This window comes from Bradyrhizobium sp. 23 (genome assembly GCF_023073295.1).
Classification (GTDB): domain Bacteria; phylum Pseudomonadota; class Alphaproteobacteria; order Rhizobiales; family Xanthobacteraceae; genus Bradyrhizobium; species Bradyrhizobium canariense_D.
In genome coordinates, this window is the sequence record NZ_JADPJF010000022.1 from 18,358 (window position 1) to 38,463 (window position 20,106).

At 63.3% G+C, this 20,106-nt stretch carries 15 protein-coding genes and 2 pseudogenes; 12 read left to right on the plus strand and 5 right to left on the minus strand.

Annotation, left to right across the window (positions count from 1 at the left end):
- Positions 1-19 precede the first annotated feature (19 nt).
- Positions 20-883 carry a formyltetrahydrofolate deformylase gene (purU, locus tag IVB32_RS03195; RefSeq protein ID WP_085348724.1) on the plus strand — a complete coding sequence of 288 codons (864 nt, stop codon included), beginning with the start codon at positions 20-22 and terminating at the stop codon, positions 881-883.
- Between the two features lie 34 nt (positions 884-917).
- Here the strand turns inward: purU and IVB32_RS03200 are convergent, their stop codons facing one another.
- Positions 918-1,202, minus strand: coding sequence for a hypothetical protein (locus IVB32_RS03200; protein ID WP_018457287.1), 285 nt, complete (start codon positions 1,200-1,202; stop codon positions 918-920).
- Positions 1,203-1,733: 531 nt separating this feature from the next.
- Here IVB32_RS03200 and IVB32_RS03205 point away from each other — a divergent pair.
- The 6 genes from IVB32_RS03205 (at position 1,734) to IVB32_RS03230 (ending at position 7,596) form a co-directional block, all read left to right on the plus strand.
- Positions 1,734-2,924, plus strand: a complete 1,191-nt coding sequence (locus tag IVB32_RS03205; protein ID WP_247409762.1) for an ABC transporter substrate-binding protein — start codon at positions 1,734-1,736, stop codon at positions 2,922-2,924.
- Positions 2,925-3,090: 166 nt separating this feature from the next.
- A complete protein-coding gene (locus tag IVB32_RS03210; RefSeq protein WP_007601971.1) occupies positions 3,091-3,960 on the plus strand; it encodes a branched-chain amino acid ABC transporter permease in 870 nt (289 codons plus the stop codon).
- Between the two features lie 8 nt (positions 3,961-3,968).
- A complete protein-coding gene (locus tag IVB32_RS03215) occupies positions 3,969-4,997 on the plus strand; it encodes a branched-chain amino acid ABC transporter permease (RefSeq protein WP_247409764.1) in 1,029 nt (342 codons plus the stop codon).
- Entirely contained in the window at positions 4,994-5,749 is a 756-nt protein-coding gene (locus IVB32_RS03220; protein ID WP_085384715.1) for an ABC transporter ATP-binding protein, read from the plus strand. The genes IVB32_RS03215 and IVB32_RS03220 overlap by 4 nt, the downstream gene beginning before the upstream one ends.
- Positions 5,742-6,458 (plus strand): ABC transporter ATP-binding protein, encoded by a 717-nt coding sequence (locus IVB32_RS03225; protein WP_085384716.1) that lies wholly within the window; start codon positions 5,742-5,744, stop codon positions 6,456-6,458. Before IVB32_RS03220 ends, IVB32_RS03225 begins: the two co-directional genes overlap by 8 nt.
- A gap of 19 nt (positions 6,459-6,477) precedes the next feature.
- The gene (locus IVB32_RS03230) at positions 6,478-7,596 is read left to right on the plus strand and encodes a cobalamin-independent methionine synthase II family protein (RefSeq protein ID WP_247409766.1); all 1,119 of its coding nucleotides are present in this window, start codon (positions 6,478-6,480) and stop codon (positions 7,594-7,596) included.
- Positions 7,597-7,690: 94 nt separating this feature from the next.
- Here the strand turns inward: IVB32_RS03230 and IVB32_RS03235 are convergent, their stop codons facing one another.
- Complete coding sequence (locus IVB32_RS03235) at positions 7,691-8,776, minus strand: acyltransferase (RefSeq protein WP_247370137.1); 1,086 nt, start codon at positions 8,774-8,776, stop codon at positions 7,691-7,693.
- 541 nt (positions 8,777-9,317) lie between these two features.
- Positions 9,318-11,019, minus strand: a pseudogene (locus IVB32_RS03240) (caspase family protein).
- 172 nt (positions 11,020-11,191) lie between these two features.
- Between IVB32_RS03240 and IVB32_RS03245 the strand changes: the two are divergent.
- From IVB32_RS03245 to IVB32_RS03260, 4 genes are all read left to right on the plus strand, one after another.
- Complete coding sequence (locus IVB32_RS03245; protein ID WP_018457294.1) at positions 11,192-12,547, plus strand: hypothetical protein; 1,356 nt, start codon at positions 11,192-11,194, stop codon at positions 12,545-12,547.
- A 60-nt stretch (positions 12,548-12,607) separates the two neighbouring features.
- Positions 12,608-13,804: a methionine adenosyltransferase gene (gene metK, locus IVB32_RS03250; protein ID WP_204511798.1), complete on the plus strand. Its 1,197-nt coding sequence runs from the start codon at positions 12,608-12,610 to the stop codon at positions 13,802-13,804.
- Between the two features lie 126 nt (positions 13,805-13,930).
- Positions 13,931-15,352 carry an adenosylhomocysteinase gene (gene ahcY / locus IVB32_RS03255; protein WP_007601979.1) on the plus strand — a complete coding sequence of 474 codons (1,422 nt, stop codon included), beginning with the start codon at positions 13,931-13,933 and terminating at the stop codon, positions 15,350-15,352.
- Between the two features lie 158 nt (positions 15,353-15,510).
- Positions 15,511-16,971, plus strand: coding sequence for an NAD(P)/FAD-dependent oxidoreductase (locus IVB32_RS03260; protein WP_247409768.1), 1,461 nt, complete (start codon positions 15,511-15,513; stop codon positions 16,969-16,971).
- Between the two features lie 19 nt (positions 16,972-16,990).
- Here the strand turns inward: IVB32_RS03260 and IVB32_RS03265 are convergent, their stop codons facing one another.
- Entirely contained in the window at positions 16,991-18,226 is a 1,236-nt protein-coding gene (locus tag IVB32_RS03265; protein ID WP_247409771.1) for a YbfB/YjiJ family MFS transporter, read from the minus strand.
- Between the two features lie 29 nt (positions 18,227-18,255).
- Positions 18,256-18,966, minus strand: a complete 711-nt coding sequence (locus IVB32_RS03270; protein WP_247409773.1) for an SDR family NAD(P)-dependent oxidoreductase — start codon at positions 18,964-18,966, stop codon at positions 18,256-18,258.
- A gap of 214 nt (positions 18,967-19,180) precedes the next feature.
- On the opposite strand from IVB32_RS03270, the pseudogene IVB32_RS03275 reads away from it, so the two are divergent.
- A pseudogene (locus IVB32_RS03275) lies at positions 19,181-20,104 on the plus strand (LysR family transcriptional regulator).
- Positions 20,105-20,106 lie beyond the last annotated feature (2 nt).

The following is a 20,106-nucleotide window of genomic DNA, read 5'->3' on the forward strand; positions in this document are numbered from 1 at the left end:
CAAACCTTCATCAAGGCCCATGCCAGATCATCAATATGTCCTGACCCTGTCCTGTCCGGATCGTCCCGGCATCGTCTCGGCGGTGTCGACCTTCCTGGCGAATTCCGGACAGAACATCCTCGACGCCCAACAATTCGACGACACCGAGACCAACAAGTTCTTCATGCGGGTGGTGTTCACCGCTGCCGATCTCGCCGTGGAGCTGTCGGCACTCCAGACCGGCTTTGCCGCGATCGCCGAGCGCTTCGGAATGGAATGGCAGATGCGCGATCGCGCTGCGCATCGCAAGGTGATGCTGCTGGTGTCGAAGTCCGATCACTGCCTGGTCGACATCCTCTATCGCTGGCGCACGGGCGAGCTGCCGATGACTTTGGCCGCAATCGTCTCCAATCATCCGCGCGAGGTCTATGACGGGCTCGATTTCGGCGGGGTTCCGTTCCACTATCTGCCTGTTACGAAAGAGACCAAGCGCGAGCAGGAGGCGCAGATCCTCGATCTCGTCGCCAAGACCGGGACGGATCTCGTCGTGCTCGCCCGTTATATGCAGATATTGTCCGACGATCTCTCGGCAAATCTGTCGGGACGCTGTATCAACATCCACCACTCGTTCCTGCCGGGTTTCAAGGGCGCAAAACCCTATCACCAGGCCCATGAGCGTGGCGTCAAGCTGATCGGCGCCACCGCGCATTACGTCACGCGCGACCTCGACGAGGGCCCGATCATCGACCAGGACGTCGAGCGCATCAGCCATCGCGACACGCCTGAGGATCTCGTCCGAAAGGGCCGCGACATCGAGCGCCGCGTGCTGGCGCGCGCGATCCGCTACCATCTCAACGACCGCGTCATCCTCAATGGCCGCAAGACCGTGGTGTTCGTGGATTGATTTGCTACGCTCCGCAAGCGGCGAGGGGGCGCGACTAGCGCACCGCGGTGCCGGACGCCGAGCCCGTTGCGCCCTTCTGCGCCTGCTCTTCCTTTTCGCGATCCGCTGCCGGCATCAGTCGCCTGCGCTCGCGCTCCTTCATGTAGGCATCGTATTGCGGCGTGCCCGCCCGCGGCGGGGCGTCCGCCGGCAAGCCGCCGGCCCATTGCGGGACGTAGTCGCCCATGCCGGAGGAGAGCTTTTCGTTGACTGTGCCGCAGCCGGACAGGCCCGCGGAGAGCGCGAGGAGGATCAGCAGGGAACCGAAGGATCTAGGCATTGCACCATTGTACAGAGGCGAGGTCAGTCGTGTTGGACGCCAGGTCAGGCTGTCGCCGGGAGAGTAGCCTTCAACAAGGTAAAATAGGCTTATTCGAGGTAGGTGAATTCGATACCGGAGTGTACCGACCCAAGCCTTGCCGATGTTCCAATTCTGCAAACAAAAGACGAAATCCTCCATCCACCCGGCTGGGAGCGCTTCTAGACTGCGGCAAGGGTTCGCGACAAAGTGGCTTGATCAGCAAAGAGGTTTTTTTGTTGACAGGTCCAGTTCATTTGTACAATCGTACAAATGAAAGCGAGCGCAATCATGATGCCGGCGGTACCCGGACGTGACCCGATATCGCTTCTGCCGTCGGCAATCGGAACGCTCGGCTTGCGCCGAATGGTCGCCAAACGTCCGATTGACAATAAGGGCGCGAAAGACGCCATGTTGCGTGCGACATCACGCGTGCGTGAGCTAGACGTAAGGCAAGGATCGGGCACTCGGTCCGGCGCACAAGAGATCAAGAATGAAGGGGAGGGACATCTGATGTTCGAACGCAAAAAACCGTCTCATAAGGCCGCTTGGGCCGCAGCAGCTGCCGCCATCGCGGGCCTCGTGGCCTTCGCTCCGGCCAAGGCCGAGGACAGCGTCAAGATCGGCCTGATCCTGCCGATGACCGGCGGCCAGGCCTCGACCGGCAAGCAGATCGAGAACGCGATCAAGCTCTACATGCAGCAGAAGGGCGACACCGTCGCCGGCAAGAAAATCGAGATCATCCTCAAGGACGATGCTGCGATTCCCGACAAGACCAAGACCGCCGCGCAGGAGCTGATCGTCAACGACAAGGTCCATTTCATCGCCGGCTTCGGCGTGACGCCGGCCGCGCTCGCGGCGGCGCCGCTCGCCACGCAAGCCAAGATCCCGGAGGTCGTGATGGCGGCGGGCACCTCCATCATCACCGAGCGCTCGCCCTATATCGTGCGCACCAGCTTCACGCTGGCGCAGTCCTCCACCATCATCGCCGACTGGGCGGTGAAAAACGGCATCAAGAAGGTGGCGACGCTGACCTCGGACTACGCGCCGGGTAATGACGCGCTCAACTTCTTCAAGCAGAACTTCACCGCCGGTGGCGGCGAAGTGGTCGAAGAGGTCAAAACGCCGCTTGCAAATCCTGATTTCGCACCGTTCCTCCAGCGTATGAAGGATGCCAAGCCTGACGCGATCTTCGTGTTCGTGCCGGCCGGCCAGGGCGGTAACTTCATGAAGCAGTATGCCGAACGCGGGCTCGACAAGGCCGGCATCAAGGTGATCGGACCGGGCGACGTGACCGACGACGATCTCCTCAACAACATGGGCGACGCCGTGCTGGGCACGGTCACCGCTCACCTCTATTCCGCGGCGCATCCCTCGCAGATGAACAAGGATTTCGTCGCGGCCTACAAGAAGGCCTACGGAAACCGTCCTGGCTTCATGGCGGTGAGCGGCTATGACGGCATTCACCTGATCTACGAAGCGTTGAAGAAGACCAATGGCGACACCGACGGCACCAAGCTCGTCGAAGCCATGAAAGGTCAGAAGTGGGAGAGCCCGCGCGGCCCGATCTCGATCGACCCCGAGACCCGCGACATCGTGCAGAACATCTACATCCGGAAGGTCGAGAAGGTCGACGGCGAGCTCTACAACGTCGAGTTCGCGACCTTCGAGGCCGTCAAGGATCTCGGCAAGACCAAGAAGTGACGCGCGAAAGCGCGTCATCCCCGAGCGCGCATTAGCGCGCATCGGGGATCTCGCCCGCCACTCTCGCCATGCCCGGGCTTGACCCGGGCATCCACGCGAGAGCCGAACCAAGAACGTGGATGGCCAGGACAAGCCCGGCCATGACGCCCAACTCCAAGCTGAGACGATGACCTCTATCCTCACCAACCTGTTCGATGGCGTTGCCTACGGCATGCTGCTGTTCGTGCTGGCTTGCGGGCTCGCGGTCACGCTCGGCTTGATGAATTTCGTCAATCTCGCCCATGGCGCCTTCGCCATGGCCGGTGGCTATGTCTGCATGGTGCTGGTCAACCGGATGGGCTGGCCATTCTTCGCTGCGTTGCCGCTCGCCTTCGTCTCCTCCGCTGCGATCGGGATTGTGCTCGAGCGCACGCTGTACCGACACCTCTATGCGCGCAGCCATCTCGACCAGGTGCTGTTCACGATCGGCCTCACGTTCATGTCGGTCGCGGCCGTCGACTACATCCAGGGCTCGTCGCGGGTCTTCATCAACCTGCCGGCGGCGCTCCAGGGTCAGTTCGACCTGTTCGGCGTCGGCATCGGCCGCTACCGGCTGATGATCATCGTGATCTGCGGGCTGCTCACCATCGGTCTCCAGATGGTGCTGGCGAAGACGCGGTTCGGCAGCCGCCTGCGCGCCGCCGTCGACGATCCCCGCGCCGCGAGCGGCCTCGGCATCAACGTGCCGCAGGTGTTCGCCTTCACATTTGCTTTTGGCTGCGGCCTGGCCGGTCTCGGCGGCGCGCTGAGCGCCGAGATCCTCGGCCTCGACCCGTATTTTCCGCTGAAGTTCATGATCTACTTCCTGATCGTGGTCACCGTCGGCGGCTCATCCTCAATCACCGGCCCGTTTCTGGCCTCGCTGCTGCTCGGTATCGGCGACGTCGCCGGCAAATATTACGTCCCGAAGATGGGACCTTTCGTGATCTACACCATGATGATCGTGATCCTGATCTGGCGCCCGAACGGTCTGTTCGGCCGCACGGCCGCGCGTTGAGTTCGCCCATGAGCGCCTCCTCCGACGTCGGCTATCACGCTCAGCGCCAGGCACGCTGGCACTTTGGCGAGGCCGCTTTCTGGCTGATCGTGCTGGCATGCGGCTTCGTATTTCCCTCGCGCTACTTGATCATGACGGACATCCTGCGGCTCGCACTGTTTGCGATGTCGCTCGATCTGATCCTCGGCTACGCCGGCATCGTCTCGCTCGGCCATGCCGCCTTCTTCGGCGTCGGCGCTTACGCGGCGGGGCTTCTCGCGCTGCACGGGATCATCAACGAGCCCGTGCTTGCGCTTGTCGTCGCCGGCGTTGTCGCGATGATGCTCGGCTTCGCCACCAGCTTCCTCGTGATACGCGGGGTCGACCTCACGCGACTGATGGTGACGCTCGGCATCGCGTTGCTGCTTGAGGCATTGGCCGAACGCTTCTCCAACATCACCGGTGGCACCGACGGTCTGCAGGGTATCGAGATGCAGCCGATCTTCGGTGAGATCCCGTTCGACATGTTCGGCAAGACGGGCTTCTTCTACTCGCTTGCCGTTCTGTTCCTGTTGTTCTTGTTTGCACGCCGCGTCGTGCATTCGCCGTTCGGTCTGTCATTGCGGGCGATCAAGAACAACCCGCTGCGCGCGGCCGCAATCGGCATCCCCGTCAACCGTCGGCTGATTGCGATCTACACGCTCGCGGCGTTCTATGCCGGCATCGCAGGCGCGCTGTTCACCCAGACCACCGCGATCGCCTCGCTCGACGTGTTCGCCTTCGAGCGCTCGGCGGACCTGATGCTGGTGCTCGTGATCGGCGGCACCGGCTATCTCTATGGCGGGCTGATCGGCGCGGTGCTGTTTCGCATGCTGCAGGAGTTGTTCTCCACCATCACCCCGCAATATTGGCAGTTCTGGATCGGCCTCGTGCTGGTCGTGATCGTCCTGGTCGGCCGCCAGCGCCTGCATCGCTGGATGGTGTATGTGCCTAATCTGGTCATCAGGCAGATAGTGGCGCGTAAGGCCGTCGTCGCCGTGCCGGAGAGCGACGCATGACCATCGTGCTCGAAACCCAGAATCTCGAAAAGCAGTTCGGCGGTCTGCGCGTCACCCGCGACTTGTCGCTAAAAATCGAACAAGGCGCCCGCCACGCGCTGATCGGCCCCAACGGCGCCGGCAAGACCACGGTCATCAACCAGCTCACTGGCGTGCTCAAGCCGAACTCGGGCCGCATCCTGCTCGAAGGGCAGGACATCACCGATCTGCCCGTGCACAGGCGCGTGTTGCGCGGCTTGTCGCGTACCTTCCAGATCAACCAGCTCTATCCCGACCTGACCCCGCTCGAGACCATCGGTCTCGCTGTCTCCGAGCGCCTCGGTCATGGCGGCGACTGGTGGAGGCGGATGGGAACGCGCAGCGACGTCAACGGCGAGATCGCCGACCTCCTGACGCGCTTCCACCTGCTCGACGTCATGAACGAACAGACGGTGACGCTGCCTTACGGCAAACAGCGCCTGCTCGAGATCGCGGTCGCGATCGCAGCCGAGCCGCGCGTGCTGCTGCTCGACGAGCCCGCTGCCGGCGTGCCCGAGAGCGAGCGCCATGACATTCTCGCCGTCGTCGGCAGCCTGCCGCGCGACGTCACCGTGCTGCTGATCGAGCACGACATGGACCTCGTGTTCTCCTTCGCCGACCGCATCTCTGTCCTGGTCTCCGGCGCGCTGCTCACCGAAGGCCCGCCCGAACAGGTCGCGCGCGACCCGCAGGTCAAGGCGGTCTATCTCGGCGAGGAGGCGGTCAATGTCTGACCTGCTCGCGATCGACTCGCTTCGCGCCGGTTACGGCGAGGCAGTGGTGCTGCCGAACATGTCCCTGCGTCTCGCCGAAGGCCAGGTGCTGGCGCTGTTGGGGCGCAACGGTACCGGCAAGACCACGCTGATCAACTCGATCGTCGGCGTCACCCGTCGCTTCTCCGGAACTGTCAGGCTCGCCGGTACCGACGTCACGACCTTGCGGCCCGACCAACGGGCGCGCTCCGGGATCGGCTGGGTGCCGCAGGAGCGCAACATCTTCCGCTCGCTCACGGTGGAGGAGAATATGTCCGCAGTGGCCCAGCCCGGTCCCTGGAACGTCGAAAGGGTCTACGAGATGTTCCCGCGGCTGAAGGAGCGGCGAAGCAATTTTGGCAACCAGCTCTCCGGCGGCGAGCAGCAGATGCTGGCAATCGGCCGCGCGCTGACCCTCAATCCGAAAGTGCTTCTCCTGGACGAGCCGACCGAGGGCCTTGCCCCCATCATCGTCGAGGAGCTCTTGAAAGCGATTGGGACCATCACGCGGGCGGGCGGCATCTGCTCGATTATCGTCGAGCAAAATGCCCAAAAGATTCTGGGGCTGGCCGACCGTGTTGTGATATTGGAGCGCGGAACGATCGTCCACGACGCCCCGAGCGCCGCGCTGAAGGCCGACCCGTCGGTCCTCGAGCGCCACCTCGGCGTCGCAGGGGCGGCGACCCACTAAAAATAACTGGGAGTAAGAAATGCAGCGAACCAAAGCCCCCTTCCGCGCCGACGAGGTCGGCAGCCTCCTGCGTCCCGCCAAGATCAAGGAAGCCCGCGCCAGGCTGGAGAAGGGCGCGATCTCGGCCGACGATCTGCGCAAGATCGAGGACTTGGAGATCGAGAAGGTCGTGCATAAGCAGGCTTCGCTTGGCCTGAAGCTCGCAACCGACGGCGAATTCCGCCGCTCCTGGTGGCATTTCGACTTCCTGGCCAAGCTCACCGGCTGTGAAATGTTTCACCCCGACACAGGCATCCAGTTTGCGGGCGTCGAGACCCGGCACGACGCGGTGCGCGTGATTGGCAAGCTCGATTTTCCCGACGACCATCCTATGCTGGATCACTTCCGCTTCCTGAAGAAGGTCGCCGACCAGGCCCACGTCACCGCCAAGATGACGATCCCGTCGCCAGCGGTGCTGCATTTCCGCGGCGGCCGCAAGGCGATATCCAAGGACGTCTATCCCGATCTCGACACCTTCTACGAAGACCTGGGCAAGACCTACCGCAAGGCCGTGAAGGCGTTCTATGACGCCGGCTGCCGCTATCTTCAGTTCGACGACACCGTGTGGGCCTATCTCTGCTCGCCGGACGAATTGCAGAAGGCGCGCGAGCGGGGCGACAATCCCGAGGGTCTCCAGCAGATCTATGCGCGCGTCATCAACTACGCGCTGGCCGAGAAGCCTGCCGACATGGTGGTGACGACGCATGTCTGCCGCGGCAATTTCCGCTCGACCTGGATTTCGTCGGGCGGCTACGAGCCGGTTGCCGAGACCATGCTCGCCGGCACCAATTACGACGGCTATTTCCTCGAATACGACAGCGACCGCGCCGGTGGTTTCGAGCCGCTGCGCTTCCTGCCCAAGGGCAACAAGGTCGTCGTGGTCGGCGTCATCACCTCGAAGTTCGGTGAGCTCGAGAACAAGGACGCGATCAAGCGGCGTCTCGAGGAAGCCGCCAAGTTCGCCCCGCTGGAGCAGCTCGCGCTCTCCCCGCAATGCGGCTTTGCCTCAACCGAGGAAGGCAACATCCTCTCGGAGGAGGAGCAGTGGGCCAAGCTCAGCCTCGCGGTCGAGATTGCGAAGGAAGTGTGGGGGCAGTGATCGGGTGCAGCCGCGTCTTTGCGTAAGCGAGACGCGTTGTGTCAAAGCTGCTCGATCCGCGACATCAGAGCGGGGCCGGACTTGTCCGCCCCGCTTATTTTTTGCGTCGAAGGGTACTGCGGATCAGGCGCTGCGCCGGCGCCTCGAACCAGCGATAGGTAAGGTGCGAGGCCACGAGTGTCGGCAGCACGAAGGCCACCCAGAACAGATGGTCGCCGTAGGGAATCGGTCGCTGCATGGCCACGCAGGCGAGTGCGATGGCGAGCTGAATCGGGAAGTGCAGAAGATAGCAGGAATAGGTCATATTGCCGGCCATCTCGAGTAGTGCCTGGATCCGCCGCGGCAAGGTGAGTTGGCCGGAACAGCAGAACAGCAGGATCGGTGTATAGATCAGCAGCAGCGGTCCGGCGGCCGGGGCGAGCTCGATGCCCGCCAGCCAGATCGCCGCCGGGACTGCGATGGCGGCGAACGCGGCCGTTGCTTCCAATGTCCGCCGATGCCCGGAATCGACGACGGCCTGCCGGGCCATGGCGGCAAGTCCGCCTGCATAGAAGAAGGCGAGGCTGGTCCCGACCTGCGTTCCGATCGTGATCGAGGCAAGGATCACGACCAAATTGAACAGCGGCGATGCCGTTACAAAGCGCAACGCCATGAAAAAGGTCGCATAGTCCATAATCTCGACTGAGACCGACCAGATGGGCCCGTTGAAGCTTTCGCTGCGCGGCGGCAGCCAGTCGCTCGCCATGAAGAGCTGTGCGAGGAAGTGCGGGAGATCGTTGTTCGGATAGACGAAGTAGACTCCATGCTGGGCGAAATAGACCGGTTGCAGCACCGCGACCAGCAGCAACGTTGCGATATGGAGCGGATAGAGGCGCGACAGCCGGTTCACGAAGAAGCTTCGGCCGTCGACCGTGCGATCGGCGATAATGGTGCGATACTTCCAGAAGAATATGAAGCCCGAGATGCACCAGAAGAACCAGACGCCGTACTCGCCGGCCTCATAGAAAGGGAACAGAACGCGGTAGAACGGCAGCTCGCTTCTGGTGAGCTTGACGGCGGGCTCGGCGACAAGGGCAAAGTGCTGATAGTGCCATAACAGCACGGCGAGGGTCGCAAGGAAGCGTAGGCCCTCCAATCCCAAGAGCTTCCGGGCCTCCGGCAGTGGCAATGTTTTCGGCATGATGAATACGGCCTTCGGCTACCTCGGCCGCATCATTGATCCCAGCATCTCGTGGACATCACAGGTCATGACCGCGAGCAAGGCTGCGAGCGCGAGATAGGCGCCGCCATATTCGAGCTTGGTCTGGAGCGGGACACCGTAATAGGCGACGTTCTCGGGTGCATGCGGATCATATCGCCACGCGCCGAGGAGCTGCGGGGCGGAGCGCCTTGTGAGAAAACCGGCTGTAATCCGAACACGACAAACAGGACGATGCCGGCGGCGGCAACGAATTTTCTCACAGAATTCCCCAGCAACCAGTCCACCGCCTGGTCGGTGGTGCAGTCATTATAAGATAACGATAGGCTGTGGGAAAGAGCAGCCGCAGGTTGCGTTCGACTATCTCGCGCGCTGTTGTAATTTTGGCGCGTCGGCGCGGGATGTCAGCAGGATCAAAACCGCAACTTTGGCCGCAAGAGCCTCGCGATGTGCGGGACTGCTTGTTCCCGGATGCTACGCTCGCCAGGGTAAAGGCAGTTTGCCGGGACGATGCCAATTCGCATCATTTCTCCGCCAGATAGACCTCTCCCAGCAGCGACGAGTTCGACCACGGCACCTGCTTGCTCTTCGTGGTCGAAACCACCTCCGCCCGCACACGTGTCAGCATCTGCTGCACCTCGAGACCGGGCGTGCCGATGTGGCGGGAGAGGGCAGCAAAACGGCGAGTTGGCGCCTTCGCCGTCGAGAGCGACCTGGCCCGGCGCAGTGGCGAAAGCGATCAGCGTGCCGGCGCCGAGCATCGCGCCGGCGCCCAGGCTCGGTGGCGCTGCGAGGCCCGAGGCAGCTTCGATGGCGCGGTTGGTGCCGGCTGATGCGACCTGCTGTGCCATCGGATTATTGCGGCAGGCATCGAAGATCAAAATGTTGGTGCGGACCTGGTCGTCGAGGCCGACCATGATCGTGTCCATGTCGATCATCGCGTCCGTCATCCTCGCGCCCGGCTTGAGTTCGAGGTCGACGGGAATGAGATAGTTGCGACCGTCGACCTGCAGGCCGTGGCCCGCATAGTAGACTAATGCGACCTGCGCCCGCGCCGCTTCCCGCAAGAAGTCACGCGTCATCTTCTGCATCGCCGCGCGGTCGAGATCGACGCCTTCTGATACCGTGAAGCCGATATCGCGCAAGGCCCTGGCAATGGCGCGCGCGTCATTGGGCGGATTGGGGAGCGCCTTGACATGCGAATAGGCGCCATTGCCGATGATCAGCGCCATGCGCGTGCCGCGCGCGGCCGGAGCAGGCGAGGGGGGCGGCGCGGCACCGGTCTGCTGGGGAGCCGGTGCCTTTGCCGGCTCGGTCGGTGACGGCGCATCGCGCGGGATCGGTGTGCTTGCGTCGGTGATCAGCGACAGCCGCACCTTTGCGGTGGCTTGATTGGCCTTGCTGCCGGCATCGGACGCCGCGATCGCCAGCGTCGCCTTGTAGTCGTCCCTCGCGAGCGCGTAATCGCCTTTCGCCTAATAGGCCAGCGCGCGATGGGTGTAGCCCGAGATCAGCACGCTGTTCGGCGGCGTCATGATGTTGACGGGCGGCTTCTCCTTCGCGAGCCGGATCGCCTCGCTGCCGTCGGCAATCGCGCGATCGTAATCGCCTCTGACACGCCAGATCGCAGTCCGGTTGATCAGCGGCTGCGGCAGCGTCGGGTCGAGCCGGATCGCCTGGTTGAGGTCGGTCAGCGCGCCGTCGAGGTCGCCGAGCGCCTCCTTGGAGATGCCGCGGTTTTGGAACGAGAACGCCGATCTGGGATCGGCCTTGATCGACATATCGTAATCGGCAACGGCTTTGACGTAGTCGCCCTTGCCGCGCCAGGCGTTGCCGCGATTGTGGGAAATGGTACCGCTCGGCGGACCTAGCTTCAGCGCGTCGTCGAAATCGGCGTACTCGCCTCTGTCGTAATACGCCGAGCCGCGTAGATTGTAGACTGCCTGGCTCGGCTGGAGCCGGATCGCTTCCGTGGCGTCAGTGATGACCTTGGCGTAATCGCCCTTCTTATTCCAGCCCACCGCGCGCCAGAAGTAGACCCTCGCGAGCTGCTCGCCTTTAAACACGTTCAGCGAAATGATCTTGCTGCAGGCGTCGATCATCTGGTCTGCCGGCATGGTGTCGGTGGTGCAGAGCGGCCCAAGCTGGTTGCGCGCCTGCGCAAAAGCTGGCGCCGACCACAGGGTTGCGGCGAGCAGGCAGAGCGCGACGAGCAGGCGACGCATTGGCGGTGGTCCCGTAGAGGAGAGGCGTCTGTTGGTTACCCGGCAGGGGAAGGTGGTTCACGGCTCCCTGTTGTACAAACGGCAAACAGGGGTGGCTCTATCGCTATTCCCTCGGTGGGCAGATTTTGCTAGGAGGCAGTACCCAATCCCTCTGCCCACTGCGTCCCACTCAATGAAGAATGACGAAATCCTGAGCCAGATCACCGAGTTCTGCCGTAAGGCGGATATGGCGGAGTCGACGTTCGGCCGGCGCGCGGTGAACGATGGGAAGCTCGTGCACCGCTTGCGCGAGGGCAAACGCATCACGATCGATACCCTGGACCGGATCCAGGCCTACATGGCTGCATCGATGGCCGGCGGCGTGCCGCCGCCGCGGGGGCTTCAGGTGCCGCCGGAAAAGCGCGATCCGCGCGGCAATTTCCGCTTTTTTGAGAATCGGCAGAAATACCTGCTGTTCGTCCACACTTGCAGTGAGAAGCGGGTGGTCGCCGAGCGCGTGGCGCTGGAGCTTGCCAGCATCCATCCCCGGCCCCCGGCACTGCGCGTATTCGATGCCGGCGTTGGCGACGGCACGGTACTGGCGCGCGTGCTGCGCTCGATGCACCAGCGCTTTCCGCACATGCCGTTCTATGTCGCCGGCAAGGAGCTCAGTCTCGAGGACCTCCGCCTGACGCTGGACAAGGTGCCGGATCGCATTTTCGAGCACCCGGCCTCGGTGTTCGTTTTTACCAACATGCTCTACGCGGAGGCGCCCTGGCTCACGCCGGCATCGCCCGCGGCGGCCGCCGCGACCGTCTGGCACGAGGTTCCCCTGCGGGGTGCTTCCTCCGGCGAGTTCGAGACGCAAATCGCGGAATTGAAGCCGTTTTTGGAGCAGAACTGGCGCGCAGCGGTCAGCCCGCGCACGGGGATGCCGCTTTATGAGCGGCCCGTCGTGCTGGTGCTCTACCGTGAAGATCAGCGGTTTCTGCTCGATTCGACCATTCCACGGCCGGGCCAGGCCGAGGCCAATTTCGACCTCGTTATTGCATCCCAGCCATACCGCGCGCTGTCCTCGGTCAATTTCCGGGCAAAACGGATCATTGCGCCCCTGGCGCGGGCCTTGCGGGCAGGCGGCCGCCTGATCGGAATTCACTCCCACGGCCAGGATCCGGGCATGGAGATGATCCAGGCGATCTGGCCCGGAGAAAATCCTTTCTCGGTGAGCCGTCATGAGCTATTGCGCGCGGTGAAGTACGAGCTCGGCTCGGTGGGCCGCGACCTAAATTTTAATGCTTACGCAGATAACCGCTCGATCTTCAGGTATGATATGGAAGCGCTGCCCAACGAGGTGACAGGCACTATCGGAACCTCGACGGCCTTTGCAGCCTGGAATGCGGCGGTGTATGTCGCTCAGATTGAGGACGACCGGTTGACGGAGATGACTCAAAACGGCCGCACCCTGGATGCCGCCAGGGACGTGCTGCGAAAGTACAATGGGCTCTGGTTTCTCGACGAATCCTACGTCATCTCGCGCCGGCGTGATTGACATCATTCAAAGCTAAATATCGCAACGCCCGCCAGCTAGCGGCGGAACAAGGGGTTACTGATGCGCGCGTCCTATCTCTTCACCAGCGAGTCCGTGTCCGAAGGCCATCCGGACAAGGTGTGCGACCGGATCTCCGACGAGATCGTCGATCTGTTCTACCGCGAAGGACCGAAAGCCGGCATCGATCCCTGGCAAATTCGTGCCGCCTGCGAAACGCTCGCGACCACCAACAAGGTCGTGATCGCCGGCGAGACCCGCGGTCCCGCATCCGTCACCAACGAGCAGATCGAAGGCGTCGTTCGCGCTGCGATTAAGGACATCGGCTACGAGCAGGAAGGTTTCCACTGGGAGAAGGCGGACATCGAGATCCTGCTGCATCCGCAGTCGGCCGACATCGCGCAGGGCGTCGATGCGCTGCAGCCGGGCGAAGTCAAGGAAGAGGGCGCTGGCGACCAGGGCATCATGTTCGGCTACGCCACCAACGAGACGCCCGATCTGATGCCGGCGCCGATCTTCTACGCCCATAAGATCCTGCGCCTCATCTCGGAAGCGCGGCACTCCGGCCGCGAGAAGGTGTTGGGCCCGGACTCGAAGAGCCAGGTCACCGTGCAGTACGAGAACGGCAAGCCGGTCGGCGTGCGCGAGATCGTGGTGTCGCACCAGCATCTGGTCGAGGACATCTCGTCCAAGCAGATTCGCGACATCGTCGAGCCCTATGTGCGTGAGGCGCTGCCGAAGGATTGGATCACGGCGAAGACCATCTGGCACATCAACCCGACCGGCAAGTTCTACATCGGCGGTCCCGATGGCGATTCCGGCCTGACCGGCCGCAAGATCATCGTCGACACCTATGGTGGCGCGGCTCCGCATGGTGGCGGCGCGTTCTCCGGCAAGGATCCGACCAAGGTCGACCGCTCCGCGGCTTACGCTGCCCGCTATGTCGCCAAGAACATCGTCGCGGCCGGTCTTGCCGACCGCTGCACGCTGCAGCTCGCCTACGCCATCGGCGTGGCGCGTCCGCTGTCGATCTACATCGACACCCACGGCACCGGTAAGGTGTCGGAGGATCAGCTCGAGAAGGCCGCGGCCAAGGCGATGGATCTCACCCCGCGTGGCATCCGCAGCCATCTCGATCTCAACCGTCCGATCTACGCGCGCACCTCCGCCTATGGCCATTTCGGCCGTACTCCCGACAACGAGGGCGGCTTCTCCTGGGAGAAGACCGATCTCGTCGAAGCGCTCAAGCGCGCGGTCTGATCACCGACGACCTTTCGGGGCGCCGCGACAGCGGCGAACCCGGAATTCCTAATCGATCGCATCGAGATTCCGGGCTCGCCCTCCAGGGTGACCCGGGATGACCAATTCAACAACAGGACGCCCGCAATGAACGCGAAGCCCGGCTTCACCGATTACATCGTCAAGGACATTTCGCTCGCCGATTTCGGCCGCAAGGAGCTCTCGCTCGCCGAGACCGAGATGCCCGGCCTGATGGCCACCCGCGAGGAGTACGGCCCGAAGCAGCCGCTGAAGGGCGCGCGTATCGCCGGCTCGCTGCACATGACGATCCAGACCGGCGTGCTGATCGAGACGCTGGCCGCGCTCGGCGCCGACATCCGCTGGGTCTCCTGCAACATCTATTCGACGCAGGACCACGCCGCGGCGGCGATCGCAGCCGCCGGCATTCCGGTGTTCGCCGTCAAGGGTGAGAGCCTTACCGAGTACTGGGACTACACCGCCAAGCTGTTCGACTGGCACGGCGGCGGTCACCCGAACATGATCCTCGACGACGGCGGCGACGCCACCATGTACGTCCATCTCGGTCTGCGCGCCGAGAACGGCGACACCAAGTTCCTGGACAAGCCGGGTTCGGAAGAAGAGGAAGTCTTCTTCGCGCTTCTGAAGAAGCAGCTCAAGGAGAAGCCGAAGGGCTACTTCGCGGAGATCGCCAAGAGCATCAAGGGCGTTTCCGAAGAGACCACCACGGGCGTGCATCGTCTCTATGACATGCAAAAGGCCGGCACGCTGCTATGGCCAGCCATCAACGTCAACGACAGCGTCACCAAGTCGAAGTTCGACAATCTCTACGGCTGCCGTGAATCGCTGGTCGACGGCATCCGCCGCGGCACCGACGTGATGATGTCCGGCAAGGTTGCGATGGTCGCGGGCTTCGGCGACGTGGGCAAGGGTTCGGCCGCCTCGCTGCGCCAAGCCGGCTGCCGCGTCATGGTCTCCGAAGTCGATCCGATCTGCGCGCTGCAGGCGGCGATGGAAGGCTATGAAGTCGTGACCATGGAAGACGCCGCGCCCCGCGCCGACATCTTCGTCACCGCGACCGGCAACAAGGACATCATCACGATCGAGCACATGCGCGCAATGAAGGATCGCGCCATCGTCTGCAACATCGGTCACTTCGACAATGAGATCCAGATCGCGGGTCTGCGTAACCTGAAATGGACCAACATCAAGCCGCAGGTCGACGAGATCGAGTTCCCCGACAAACACCGCATCATCATGCTGTCGGAAGGTCGCCTCGTGAACCTCGGCAACGCGATGGGCCATCCGTCCTTCGTGATGTCGGCCTCCTTCACCAACCAGACGCTGGCGCAGATCGAGCTTTTCGCCAACAACAAGGACGGCAAGTACAAGAAGGAAGTCTACGTGCTGCCGAAATCGCTCGACGAAAAGGTCGCGCGCCTGCACCTTGCCAAGATCGGCGTCAAGCTCACCGAGCTGCGCAAGGACCAGGCCGACTACATCGGCGTCAAGCAGGAAGGTCCTTACAAGTCGGACCATTACCGCTACTGATCCGCTGATCGGATCTATTTTCGATGCAAAGCCCCGGAGCGATCCGGGGCTTTGTTGTCTTGAGCGTGACGCACGCGTCTCCCCGAGGTTGTGTCAGGCCGGTTGCCAGTTGACGAGCAATGATCCCGGTCAGACAATCCTTGGCAGCGGAGAAAACAATGGCTCAAGACCATTTCGACGTGGTGATCGTCGGTGCCGGCCTGTCCGGGATCGGCGCGGGCTATCATCTTCAGACCAAATGTCCGACCAAGAGCTACGTCATCCTTGAGGGACGCGACTGTATCGGCGGCACCTGGGACCTGTTTCGCTATCCCGGCGTCCGCTCCGACAGCGACATGTTCACGCTCGGCTATTCCTTCAAGCCCTGGACCGATCCGAAGGCGATCGCCGACGGCGCGCAAATTCTCAGCTACGTTCGCGAAACCGCAGCCGAGAACGGCATCGAGAAGCACATCCGCTTTCACCATCGGGTCAAGCGTGCGGCGTGGTCGACGAGTGAGGCGCGCTGGATCGTCGAGGCCGAGCGCATCACCGGCGAGGGCGCGGCCGAATTCGTGCGCTTCACCTGCAATTTCCTGTTCATGTGCTCGGGCTATTACAAATACGAGGCGGGCTACACGCCGGAGTTTCCGGGGGTCGCGGATTTCGCCGGCCGCATCGTGCATCCGCAGAAATGGACCGACGACATCGACTGCGCGGGCAAGCGCGTCGTCGTGATTGGCTCGGGCGCGACCGCGGTGACGCTGGTGCCGGAGCTCGCCAAGACGGCCGCGCAGGTCACCATGCTGCAGCGCTCGCCGACCTATGTGGTGTCGCGCCCTGCACAGGATCCCGTCGCCAACAAATTGCGGCGCAATCTGCCGACGCGGCTTGCCTATCACCTGATCCGCTGGCGCAACGTGATGTGGGGGATGTTCTTCTTCCAGCTCAGTCGGCGCCGCCCTGCGAAGGTGAAGGAGCTGGTTCTCAAGGGCATGCAGATTGCGCTTGGTCCCGACTACGACGTCGCGAACCATTTCACGCCGCGCTACAATCCGTGGGACCAGCGGCTCTGCCTCGTGCCGGATGGCGACCTGTTCAAGGCGATCCGCGAGCAGCGCGCCTCCGTAGTCACCAAAGAGATCGACACGTTCACGCACGATGGTATCCGCCTGAAGGACGGCAGCGAGCTTGCGGCGGACATCATCGTGACCGCGACGGGACTGGTGCTCCAGGTGGTCGGCGGTCTTGACATCAGTGTCGACGGCCGCGCCGTCGATTTCGCCAACACGCTGACCTACAAGGGCACGATGTATGCCGACGTGCCCAACATGGCTTCTGCGTTCGGCTACACCAACGCATCATGGACGCTGAAATGCGACCTCACCTGCGAATATGTCTGTCGGCTCATCAACTACATGGACCGGCACAATTTCCGGCAGTGCATGCCACATAATGACGATCCCACGATCACGGCGCAGCCGTCGCTCGATTTCACCTCGGGTTATGTGCAGCGCTCGGTCGCAAAGATGCCGAAGCAAGGCTCGAAGCAGCCGTGGCGGCTCTACCAGAACTACGCGCTCGACATCGTCTCCTTGCGGTTCGGCCGGATCGACGACGGCGTGATGCAATATTCCTGATCGCGACGACCGCGGCGTTCTAAGCCTTGCGCGTGGCAAGCGGCAGGGCAAGATCAATCGCGAGTGCGAGCACCACCGCGCCGCCGCCCAGCGTGAACAAGACGAGATAATCGCCGCCGGTCTGTGCGTAGATCCAGGAGAAGCCGTAGGCCGCGGCCGCCTGGAACAGCGCAAAGCTGGTCGTGGCATGGCTCCATGTCGTGCGCTGCTGCTCGGCAGAATGTGGGACCAGCTCATGGATGCGTCCGAGCACGAGCGGTACGATGCCAGGTGTGAAGCCGCCGACCACCACGCTCGATACGATTAGCGGGAGAGGCGCGGTACTGACGGTCGGGAGCAACACGGCGGCCGCTTCGATCAGGAAGGCGGCGCGCAGCGCCGGTCCAAACCCAGCGCGGTCGCCGAGATGACCGGTGACCAGCGGGCCGACGATTGCGCCAAGGCCATAGAGCACCCAGTAGTGCGATCCCGCAACAATACCCTGGCCGAGGCCGCGCGCGACGAAATCGACGATGAAGACCATGTGCGGCACCAGCGCCACCGCGTTGAGGCCGTATTGGACGAGCAAGCCGCGAGCAGCGGGCGAAGCGTGCTTCGCCCGCTGCGATGACACGGTATCGGCCTTGGCCTCAGCGGGCCAGTTCCACCAGCTCACCAGCGTGAGCGTGCCCGCGAGCACGCCAAGACCATACCAACTCTGTTGCAAGCCTTGCTGCAGCAACAGCGGCACCAGCGTGCCGGATGCGGCGACACCGAGCCCGACGCCCGCAAAGATCACGCCGCCGACGATGCCGCGCCTCGCCGCCGAGATATGCGGCAGAATGACGGAGGCCGCCAGTACCATGATGATTCCGCCGGTGAGCCCCGACAGGAAGCGCCAGGCAAAGAACCAGGTGAACGACACCGGGGTCGAGCTGGCAAAAAAGGAGAGGGTCGCGAGCAACATCATCGCCCGCAAGGCGCGAACGGCGCCGATGCGCGCGGCCACGGTCCGCGCCGCGAGCGCGCCGGCAAGATAGCCGGCCAGGTTCGCTGCACCGAGATAGACGACGTCGAACGGGTCGAACCATTTTGCGGCGATCAGGGCCGGGATCAGCGGCGTGTAGGAAAAGCGCGCGAGGCCAAGCCCGACCAGCGATGCGGACAATCCTGCTACCGCATATCGCCAGGTTTGCTGTGAGGAAGTCTGTGATGTCGAACCCGACCGCTGATGCGATCGGGGGTGGACTTGCTGCTTGGCATCTGCGTCTGTCATGTCGTCCTCGTGCGCGAAGGCGCTAGCGTTCAGTGGCCGGCGCTCTGGCCGCCGTCGACATGCAGGATTTCGCCGGTGACGAAGGAGGCGCCCTCGAGATAGAGCACGGCATCGACGATGTCGGACATCTCGCCCATATGGCCGACGGGATGCAGCGCATCGAGCTGGGCGTGCGTCGCGACGGGATGCATCGGCGACTTGATGATGCCGGGCGACACCGCGTTCACGCGGATACCACGCTTGGCATATTCGATCGCCAGTGACTTCGTCGCGGCGCTCAACCCACCCTTGCTCAGCGAGGCCAGCACCGAGGGCACGTTCGAATTGGCCTGGTCGACCAGCGTCGTCGTGATCTGGACGACGTGGCCGGACCCCTGCTTTTCCATCTCGGCGATGCCAAGCTGCGTGACGTGGAAGAAACCTGCGACGTTGGTGCCCATCACCGCCGCATAATCCTCCGCCGTGTACTGCGTGAACGGCTTTGCGACGAAAATGCCGGCGTTGTTGACCAGCGTGTCGACGCGGCCGAAGCGGGCGACGGCTTGCGAGACCACGCGTTCGGCGGTGCTCCGGTCGGCGATGTCGCCGGCAATGGCGAGGACGTCTTCGTCGCCCGACGGCTTGATGGAGCGCGCCGTCGCGACGACGCGATAGTTGCGATCGCGAAAACCCCGGACCAGGGCGGCGCCAATACCCTGCGAAGCACCGGTGATGATGGCAACCTTCTGTTCGATACCCATGATGGGCTCCTGTTGTTGGCTTTCAGAACCTGCGCCAGCAGCGGCTGGCTTAGCCTATGAGGTACGCCGCAGCGGGCCGGCTGCGAATACGCGCTGTCCGGCAGACACTCTTTCGCGGCGCGAACGAATGCCGGGCGGGCTCCCGGCGGTGGTTGTCGCGGCAGGAGCGAACGCCTAGCTTCCAGTCTGACCTCGATGGGCTGGCGGGAAACGTATGGATCGTCTGGACGCGATGAAGGTGTTTGTCCTTGCGGTGGACGAGGGCAGCCTCGCGGCCGCGGGCCGCAAGCTCGGCCGTTCGCCGGCGGCGGTCAGCCGCGCCATTGCTTTCCTGGAGCAGCGGGTCGGTGCCGAGCTGCTGCACCGGACCACACGCTCCATCAAGCTGAGCGAGGAGGGCGAGCGCTATGTCGCGGTCTGTCGCCGCGTGCTCACCGAGTTGGAGGAGGCCGACGACATCGCGGCCGGGCCGCGCACGGCCCCCCGCGGCCTGCTCACGATCACTGCGCCTGTGGTGTCGGGTGAGATGGTGCTGCGGCCGATCCTCGATGCGTTTCTCGACGCCTATCCGACCGTCTCGGCAAAACTCCTGCTGTTCGATCGCGCGGTCAATCTGATCGAGGAGGGGGTCGACGTCGCGCTTCGCATCGGTCATCTCGCGGATTCGGCAATGGTCGCGATGCGGGTCGGTGAGATCAGCCGCGTCGTGGTAGCATCACCGCGCTATCTGAAGCAGCACCCGCGCATCACCGAGCCCGGCGACCTCGCCAAGCACTAGATCGTCGCGATGGCCCACCTTCCCAATTCCTGGACCTTTGCACCGCAGGCGGGGTCGTCGGCCGCCCGCACGGTGCAGTTCACGCCGCGGCTCGTCGTCAACAGCACCTACGCGGCAGTGGCCTCGGCCGTCGCCGGCCGTGGTGTGGCGCGCATGTACTCGTATCAGGTGGGCGAGCAGGTCGCGCGCGGCGAACTCGAGATCGTCCTGCCCGGCCACGAGGATCCCGAGATGCCCGCGCATTTGATCTGTCCGCAGGGCCGGCTCTCGGTGCCGAAGGTGCGGACCTTCACGGAATTTGCGGTGCCGCGGCTGAAGAAGCAGTTTGCTCGGCTCAAGAACGGCATCACCGCCCGGTGAGC

Coding starts and splice junctions, on each gene's coding strand:
- purU (WP_085348724.1), top strand. CDS start 20: ATGCCAGATCATCAATATGTCCTGACCCTGTCCTGTCCGGATCGTCCC.
- IVB32_RS03200 (WP_018457287.1), bottom strand. CDS start 1,202: ATGCCTAGATCCTTCGGTTCCCTGCTGATCCTCCTCGCGCTCTCCGCG.
- IVB32_RS03205 (WP_247409762.1), top strand. CDS start 1,734: ATGTTCGAACGCAAAAAACCGTCTCATAAGGCCGCTTGGGCCGCAGCA.
- IVB32_RS03210 (WP_007601971.1), top strand. CDS start 3,091: ATGACCTCTATCCTCACCAACCTGTTCGATGGCGTTGCCTACGGCATG.
- IVB32_RS03215 (WP_247409764.1), top strand. CDS start 3,969: ATGAGCGCCTCCTCCGACGTCGGCTATCACGCTCAGCGCCAGGCACGC.
- IVB32_RS03220 (WP_085384715.1), top strand. CDS start 4,994: ATGACCATCGTGCTCGAAACCCAGAATCTCGAAAAGCAGTTCGGCGGT.
- IVB32_RS03225 (WP_085384716.1), top strand. CDS start 5,742: ATGTCTGACCTGCTCGCGATCGACTCGCTTCGCGCCGGTTACGGCGAG.
- IVB32_RS03230 (WP_247409766.1), top strand. CDS start 6,478: ATGCAGCGAACCAAAGCCCCCTTCCGCGCCGACGAGGTCGGCAGCCTC.
- IVB32_RS03235 (WP_247370137.1), bottom strand. CDS start 8,776: ATGCCGAAAACATTGCCACTGCCGGAGGCCCGGAAGCTCTTGGGATTG.
- IVB32_RS03245 (WP_018457294.1), top strand. CDS start 11,192: ATGAAGAATGACGAAATCCTGAGCCAGATCACCGAGTTCTGCCGTAAG.
- metK (WP_204511798.1), top strand. CDS start 12,608: ATGCGCGCGTCCTATCTCTTCACCAGCGAGTCCGTGTCCGAAGGCCAT.
- ahcY (WP_007601979.1), top strand. CDS start 13,931: ATGAACGCGAAGCCCGGCTTCACCGATTACATCGTCAAGGACATTTCG.
- IVB32_RS03260 (WP_247409768.1), top strand. CDS start 15,511: ATGGCTCAAGACCATTTCGACGTGGTGATCGTCGGTGCCGGCCTGTCC.
- IVB32_RS03265 (WP_247409771.1), bottom strand. CDS start 18,226: ATGACAGACGCAGATGCCAAGCAGCAAGTCCACCCCCGATCGCATCAG.
- IVB32_RS03270 (WP_247409773.1), bottom strand. CDS start 18,966: ATGGGTATCGAACAGAAGGTTGCCATCATCACCGGTGCTTCGCAGGGT.